Genomic DNA, 6,032 nt, shown 5'->3' on the forward strand with positions numbered 1-6,032 from the left:
ATTGTTGGTTATAATTTTAAATGGTTTGGTATATTATAAATAATAAACGACATTTTATAATAACTTGGGCGTGAGATTGTTTTTGAAAGGGGATTTATAAATTGACTGATTTAACCGTTTTTGAGTTAGCACTTCAAAATAAAAATGACATTTATAAATTTTATCTTGAGAAATCAAATCAGCTTCTGAATTTGTTGAGTAAAGAAATTTTTAAGAAAATAATTGAAGATGAATCTTTTCACTTACAAAGGATTCAAGAAGGGTATGAACAAATCAAAAAGGGAGAATTATTTACCAATGGTTCTCGAGAAGGTTTACGGAAATCTTCTCGAGAGTGTTTTGATTCGATCTTCTCTGAAATAGTTCAAGATCAAACCCAATCTTCATCGCTCCTGTTAACCGAAATTGAAATTATCGATCAAGCTATGGCATTGGAAACCAGTATTCATCGATTTTTTGTTACTATTGAAAAAGAAATTGATGATCAAAAAATTAAAGATTTTTTGTCTTTTTTAGCCGGTGAAGAGTACCGTCACTTCAATTTACTTTTTAATACCAGGGAGTATTTAAACGGTTTACAAGAACTTTTTCCCCAGTGTTCTCAAGATTGAGATCAACGTGATTGGTGAGTAGAAAAAAACAAAGATGAAAAAGAGGGAGCTTTATAAAGGAGTTGAAGGATAAATCCGAAAAGGAGTACTTGAATAGGGGTGCTAATCAGTCTCGGAATGATAAGGAGCTTCCAAGGAATATTGAAAATAAAATGAAGAAAAATAGGAGTGAGAATAAATCCAACCAGAATTTGTGTCATTGCAATAGTTCCCCAAATAAGAAACTTGGGTAAATTTTTTACATCATGATATTGAGAAATGATTGAAAAGCTCATAATACCCGGGATAAGACCATATAAAGCTGAGGTTAAAGTGAAGTGAGGCATATAAGGTCCAATGGGACTTAATATATAACCAATTATATCAACCATTGCACCAGTAAATGAGCCATAAAATGGCCCAAAAAGAATACCGGCTAAAATAATCGATAATGGTCCAACACCAATCCGTATTCCCTCGATTCCTCCTAAAGGAATTCTGAGGCTGGCAAAACGGGTTAGGATAACTCCAATAGCAATAAATAGACCGATTAATACCAGTTCTTTAGAAGTTACCTTCATTATGAATATCCAAAATCCCTTTAATATATACTTTTTTAGTTTTTTAAATATCTTTAGCTGCTAATCATTATAACGATTCATATTTTGATTAGGCAAGAGAATGAAGTATATTTTTAAAAAAACTCACTTTTTCAAAAGAAAGGGAATAAATGAGTAAGGTAGCTCTTATTGGTTGTCCGAATTATGAATTAAACCAAGTAAAAACAGCTCTTATGAGAGGTTTTTCTTATTTTGGTGGAGTTAAAAATATCTTTCAAAATAAAAAACGAATACTCTTGAAGCCAAATTTGCTAACTGGTGAAAAAATTGAAAAGGCTGTCACCACTCATCCTTCACTATTGCAGGGAATTACAGAGATTCTCCTTGAAAATGACTTTTTTTGTGGATATGGCGATTCGCCTGGATTTGGTTCTCTGGAAACTGTTGCAAAAAAAGCCGGAATTTATACTCCATTAAAAAATCTCAAAATTGAAGTGGTAGATTTTGTTGGAAAGAAGGAAGTAAGCTATGCAAAAGCATTACAAAATCGGCAATTTACTATTGCCAAAGGTTTGTTCAATTACGATGCCCTTTTAAGTCTTCCTAAGTGGAAAACCCATGGCTTAACCAGGATTACCGGCGCAGTGAAAAATCAATATGGATGTATTCCTGGTCTGCTTAAAGGTGAATTTCATTTTAAACTTCCTGATGTGATTCATTTTTCTCGAATGTTAGTCGATTTAAACCTTCTTCTCAAGCCTGATTTTTATGTGATGGACGCTATCATTGCTATGGAAGGGAATGGGCCGCGAAATGGTCGGCCTCTATCAATGGGATTATTGGCTTTTTCCCGGGATCCAATTGCTCTCGATGCCACTTTAAGTCGTCTGATTAGATTAGATCCACGAAAAGTCATCACTTGTCTTGAAGGAGAGAAAGGAGGGTTGGGATACTGGCAGGACAATGCTATTGAATTAGTCGGAGATGATTTTTCTCATTTTTATAAGGCGGATTTTGATGTTCAAAGAGAACCGATGGTTTCTTATAAAAAAGAAGGTTTTTTAAGGTCTTTTCGGAATCTACTTTTATCAAAACCAATTATCGATTATTCAAAATGTAAAGCTTGTGGGATTTGTATCGATATCTGTCCGGCTCAACCCAAAGCTTTACTTTGGAAAGAAAAACAACATATTCCTCAACATAACTATAAGTATTGCATCCGTTGCTATTGTTGCCAGGAATTGTGTCCACATAACGCTATTCAAATTAAAGCATCTTCAGTTGGAAAAATATTGAGAAGATGATCAAATATTTTTATTGAAAGATTAGGAGGAATAATATTTCAATGAGTCTACATAATGAGATACAAAAAAAAGCAGCTGAACATTTATGGCTTAATCGACCTTGGGTTATTCTTACCGGTGCAGGCATTTCAACTGAAAGTGGAATCCCTGATTTTCGTAGTCCTCAAACCGGATTATGGAATCAATATGATCCGATGGAAATCCTTTCTACCGAGGTTCTTTTCAACCAACCTGAATTATTTTATAAAATTGGGTTTCCGGTTCTTATGCAATTTAAACAAGCCCGTCCAAATCTTGCCCATGGTATTTTAGCTGGTTGGGAAAGCCGAGGTATAGTGAAAGGTGTTATAACCCAAAATATTGATAGCCTCCATATCGAGGCTGGTTCAAAAAGGGTGTTGGAAATCCACGGTCACTTACGAACGGCTCATTGCATGAAATGCCTGAGAACAATTTCTATCGAGAAGCTTGAATCCTTTGTAAGAGATGTACAAATTCCTCCTCGTTGTCGGTGCGGTGGTATTTTACGACCAGATGTAGTTTTATTTGGTGATATGCTTCCATCCAGTTTTGAGCAAGCAACAAAATTAGTTCAGAAATTTCCTTTGTTAGTGATAGGTTCCAGCCTCCAAGTGTCGCCAGCGAACTTGATTCCTTCTTTGGCAGAAAAACTAATGATTATTAATTTAGAAGAAACTCCATTCGATAAAAAAGCAGCTTTTGTGCTCAATGGGAAAGCAAGTACCATGCTGCATTTTCTTGACGAAGAAATAAAAAAATTAGAAGAAAAGGCTTAGGTGATATCGTTTTGAATACGTTTTCGGTTGTGGAGATAAAGGGCTTTCAAAACGCCAGCTACTGGGATAGATACAATGACCCCTAACGCTCCGAACAATTCACCTCCTACTAATAAGGCAAAAAGAACGGTTACTGGATGCAATCCAACTTCTTTGCCCATAAATTTGGGAGCGATGAAGATTCCTTCGATGAGATTAATACCTCCAAAAAGCAATGCTACAGCCAATACCAGCCAAATGGATTTTGTTCCAGCAAAAATTAAAGCCGGAATGGCTCCAACAATGGGACCAAGATAGGGGATAATGTCAAGAATACCAGCAATGACACCGATTACTAAAGAAAACTCAATGTTCATCAGAAAAAGGCCTATCGTAACGCATACTCCAACAAATAGAGAAACTAATAATCGACCACGGATAAAATTCCCAACTATTTTATCCGTCAAACGTATGAGGTTGACAAACTCTTTTCTCTTTTGGGAAGGAAATAAGCGGATTAAGGCGCGACGAATTTTAACTGCATCAGCCATAAAGTAATAAAGAATAAATGGAGTTAGTACAAATCCCATAAAAATAATACTCATGATGAGTGAGAAAAGATTAACAATATTGCTCAGGATGGTGGCAAGATATGATTGTAAATTCGAGCTGAGATTGATCATAAATTCTTCAATGGCTTCTGATATGCCTAATGCTGGATATCGTTCATCAATAGTTTTGGCTATGTCAATAATTTTTGAAGTATACTCAGGGAGATTGGATGTGAGGGATCGAAACTGAGAAACGGCTTCAGGTATAATTAGAAAAAAAAGTAAAATAAAAAAAATGAGAAGGGCTAAAAATATAATCAATACTGATGTTTTCCAAGAAAAACCACGGTTATTTAAATAGCGAGCTGCTGGAGTTAGAGCATAGGCTAAAATTCCTCCCAGGGCAAATGGGATGAGGATATTTCTGAGAATATAAACAACAACAAGGATAATAATTGCGATTAGAAGACGATAAAGATTAATAAGAATTTTATCTGAAGTCAATTTTGCCTTTTCCTTCCAGATTATTTGTGTATAATATTTTACGTGTTATTGAATACAAATAAAAGAGGTATAATAAGGAATTTAATATGTTAGAGAATCAAACAATAACTGCGATAGTACCGGCTTATAATGAAGAACCAAGGCTTTCACAGGTATTAAAAGTGTTAAAAAACGTTCAATTCATTGATGATGTCCTGGTGATTGACGATGGTTCTCGAGATGGAACCGCTCAAGTCCCTTCCAGTATGGCCGTGGACGTATTAAGGCATAATAAAAACAAAGGGAAGGGTGCTGCGCTGGTTAGTGGAATTAGGAATAAAAGTGAGAGTGATGTTTATTTATTTCTTGATGCTGACCTGATTCATCTAAACGAAAAGCATCTTTACGAATTAGTTAAACCCATCATTAAAGATTCATCGATTGTAATGACGATTGGGGTATTCAAAGGGGGGAGAGGATCAACTGACTTAGCCCAGAAAGTTTGTCCAATTTTAAACGGCCAGCGAGCGGTTCGTGGAACATGGATACGAAGAGTTAAAGATTTTTCTTGGTCTCGGTTTGGTGTTGAAGTGTTTCTCACTCATTTTGCCCGTGATTTTGGAGGTCAGGTGGAAATGGTGCCACTTTGGGGTATTTCTCACTACCATAAAGAAGAAAAATATGGTCCTTTCTTAGGTTTTTATCACCGTATCAAGATGTATTTCGAAATTATTTACGCCTACTTGCTCTATGAAAGCAGGATAAAAATTAAAGAAATCGTTGTTCCCGATAAATCTTCAGAAAAAAAGGATGAAAAGTATGCGCGAGTGTAAAATTCAAAAAAATACTTCGGCCTGTTCCTGCACTTATGAACCATGTCCCCGAAAAGGCGTTTGTTGTGAATGTATCCAATATCACTGGTCTCATCATGAATTACCAGCGTGTTTTTTTCCGTCTGATGTAGAAAAAACCTACGACCGATCGCTTCAGAAATTTTTATCCATTTATAAAAATGGCTCATAATTAAAAGGGGGGTTTTAGCATCAGAAACTATTATGCAATTTACTCTTGAACCACCTGCACCCTTTACCCTCAAACACTTAAAAAGAGTCTGTGCCTCTCGAAGCGATTCTTCATGTTTGTGGATGAATGACGCTCTCTATATGGTTTTTGTAAACATAAATGATGTTCCAATCCTAACGAAGATTGAGGAACTGGGAACATCAGATCAACCCATTCTCCTGATAACTACTCCTTCAGAATTTGATTCCATTCCCAATTTTTCGCACTTGTTTTCTTTTCGAGATGATCTGAAAAGCTTTTATCAGTCGGTTCAAACTGATCCGGTAATGAATCGAATCGTGAATCAGTATTATGGAACCAGAATATTTCACAACCGCAGTTTTTTTGAAAGTGCAGTAATCGCGATTTTAGAACAACAAATATCAGTTAAAGCAGCAACCAAAATTCGTGAACGTTTTGTGAATCATTTTGGCCGTGGTCCAATTCAATATGATGGGATGGTTTTTCGAACTTTTCCAACTGCTCATGATTTGTTTGAATTATCAATCGATGATATTCGCTTGGTCGGGATTTCGATGAACAAAGCGAAAGCAATACACAATTTGGCTCAATGCTTAGTTGAGGGAAGCTTTCAAGTACAATCCCTATTCCCCCAATCGAAGCAATTAAGCATAAAAAAGATTATGACTCTGAAAGGAATAGGTCTGTGGAGCGCTCAATATATTCTAACTATGGGTTTAGCTTG

Annotated in this window: 8 protein-coding genes; 6 read left to right on the forward strand and 2 right to left on the reverse strand. The window is 35.9% G+C overall.

Features of this window, described 5'->3' with window-relative positions; genetic code table 11:
• The first annotated feature begins 101 nt into the window (after positions 1-101).
• The gene (locus tag PLK24_RS07290; protein ID WP_324477731.1) at positions 102-611 is read left to right on the forward strand and encodes a ferritin family protein; all 510 of its coding nucleotides are present in this window, start codon (positions 102-104) and stop codon (positions 609-611) included.
• A gap of 2 nt (positions 612-613) precedes the next feature.
• Here the strand turns inward: PLK24_RS07290 and PLK24_RS07295 are convergent, their stop codons facing one another.
• A complete protein-coding gene (locus PLK24_RS07295; protein ID WP_324477733.1) occupies positions 614-1,171 on the reverse strand; it encodes a folate family ECF transporter S component in 558 nt (185 codons plus the stop codon).
• A 149-nt stretch (positions 1,172-1,320) separates the two neighbouring features.
• Between PLK24_RS07295 and PLK24_RS07300 the strand changes: the two genes are divergently transcribed.
• Both PLK24_RS07300 and PLK24_RS07305 read left to right on the forward strand, forming a co-directional pair.
• Entirely contained in the window at positions 1,321-2,454 is a 1,134-nt protein-coding gene (locus PLK24_RS07300; protein WP_324477735.1) for a DUF362 domain-containing protein, read from the forward strand.
• A 41-nt stretch (positions 2,455-2,495) separates the two neighbouring features.
• Positions 2,496-3,251: a Sir2 family NAD-dependent protein deacetylase gene (locus PLK24_RS07305; RefSeq protein ID WP_324477736.1), complete on the forward strand. Its 756-nt coding sequence runs from the start codon at positions 2,496-2,498 to the stop codon at positions 3,249-3,251.
• Here the strand turns inward: PLK24_RS07305 and PLK24_RS07310 are convergent.
• A complete protein-coding gene (locus PLK24_RS07310; RefSeq protein ID WP_324477737.1) occupies positions 3,248-4,285 on the reverse strand; it encodes an AI-2E family transporter in 1,038 nt (345 codons plus the stop codon). The two genes, PLK24_RS07305 and PLK24_RS07310, sit on opposite strands and share 4 nt — an antisense overlap.
• 86 nt (positions 4,286-4,371) lie before the next feature.
• Between PLK24_RS07310 and PLK24_RS07315 the strand changes: the two genes are divergently transcribed.
• The 3 genes from PLK24_RS07315 to PLK24_RS07320 all read left to right on the forward strand — a co-directional run.
• Positions 4,372-5,097 carry a glycosyltransferase family 2 protein gene (locus PLK24_RS07315; RefSeq protein ID WP_324477739.1) on the forward strand — a complete coding sequence of 242 codons (726 nt, stop codon included), beginning with the start codon at positions 4,372-4,374 and terminating at the stop codon, positions 5,095-5,097.
• Positions 5,084-5,287 carry a DUF6485 family protein gene (locus tag PLK24_RS11460; RefSeq protein ID WP_349770665.1) on the forward strand — a complete coding sequence of 68 codons (204 nt, stop codon included), beginning with the start codon at positions 5,084-5,086 and terminating at the stop codon, positions 5,285-5,287. The genes PLK24_RS07315 and PLK24_RS11460 overlap by 14 nt, the downstream gene beginning before the upstream one ends.
• Before the next feature lie 32 nt (positions 5,288-5,319).
• A partial coding sequence (locus tag PLK24_RS07320) for a DNA-3-methyladenine glycosylase family protein (RefSeq protein WP_324477741.1) occupies positions 5,320-6,032 on the forward strand: 713 nt, incomplete at its 3' end.

Origin of the sequence: Atribacter sp., assembly GCF_035418125.1 — a bacterium.
GTDB lineage: Bacteria > Atribacterota > Atribacteria > Atribacterales > Atribacteraceae > Atribacter > Atribacter allofermentans.

What these genes read in the sequence shown, in the direction of transcription:
- PLK24_RS07305 (WP_324477736.1), top strand. Translation starts at nt 2,496, where the DNA reads ATGAGTCTACATAATGAGATACAAAAAAAAGCAGCTGAACATTTATGG.
- PLK24_RS07315 (WP_324477739.1), top strand. Translation starts at nt 4,372, where the DNA reads ATGTTAGAGAATCAAACAATAACTGCGATAGTACCGGCTTATAATGAA.
- PLK24_RS07300 (WP_324477735.1), top strand. Translation starts at nt 1,321, where the DNA reads ATGAGTAAGGTAGCTCTTATTGGTTGTCCGAATTATGAATTAAACCAA.
- PLK24_RS11460 (WP_349770665.1), top strand. Translation starts at nt 5,084, where the DNA reads ATGCGCGAGTGTAAAATTCAAAAAAATACTTCGGCCTGTTCCTGCACT.
- PLK24_RS07295 (WP_324477733.1), bottom strand. Translation starts at nt 1,171, where the DNA reads ATGAAGGTAACTTCTAAAGAACTGGTATTAATCGGTCTATTTATTGCT.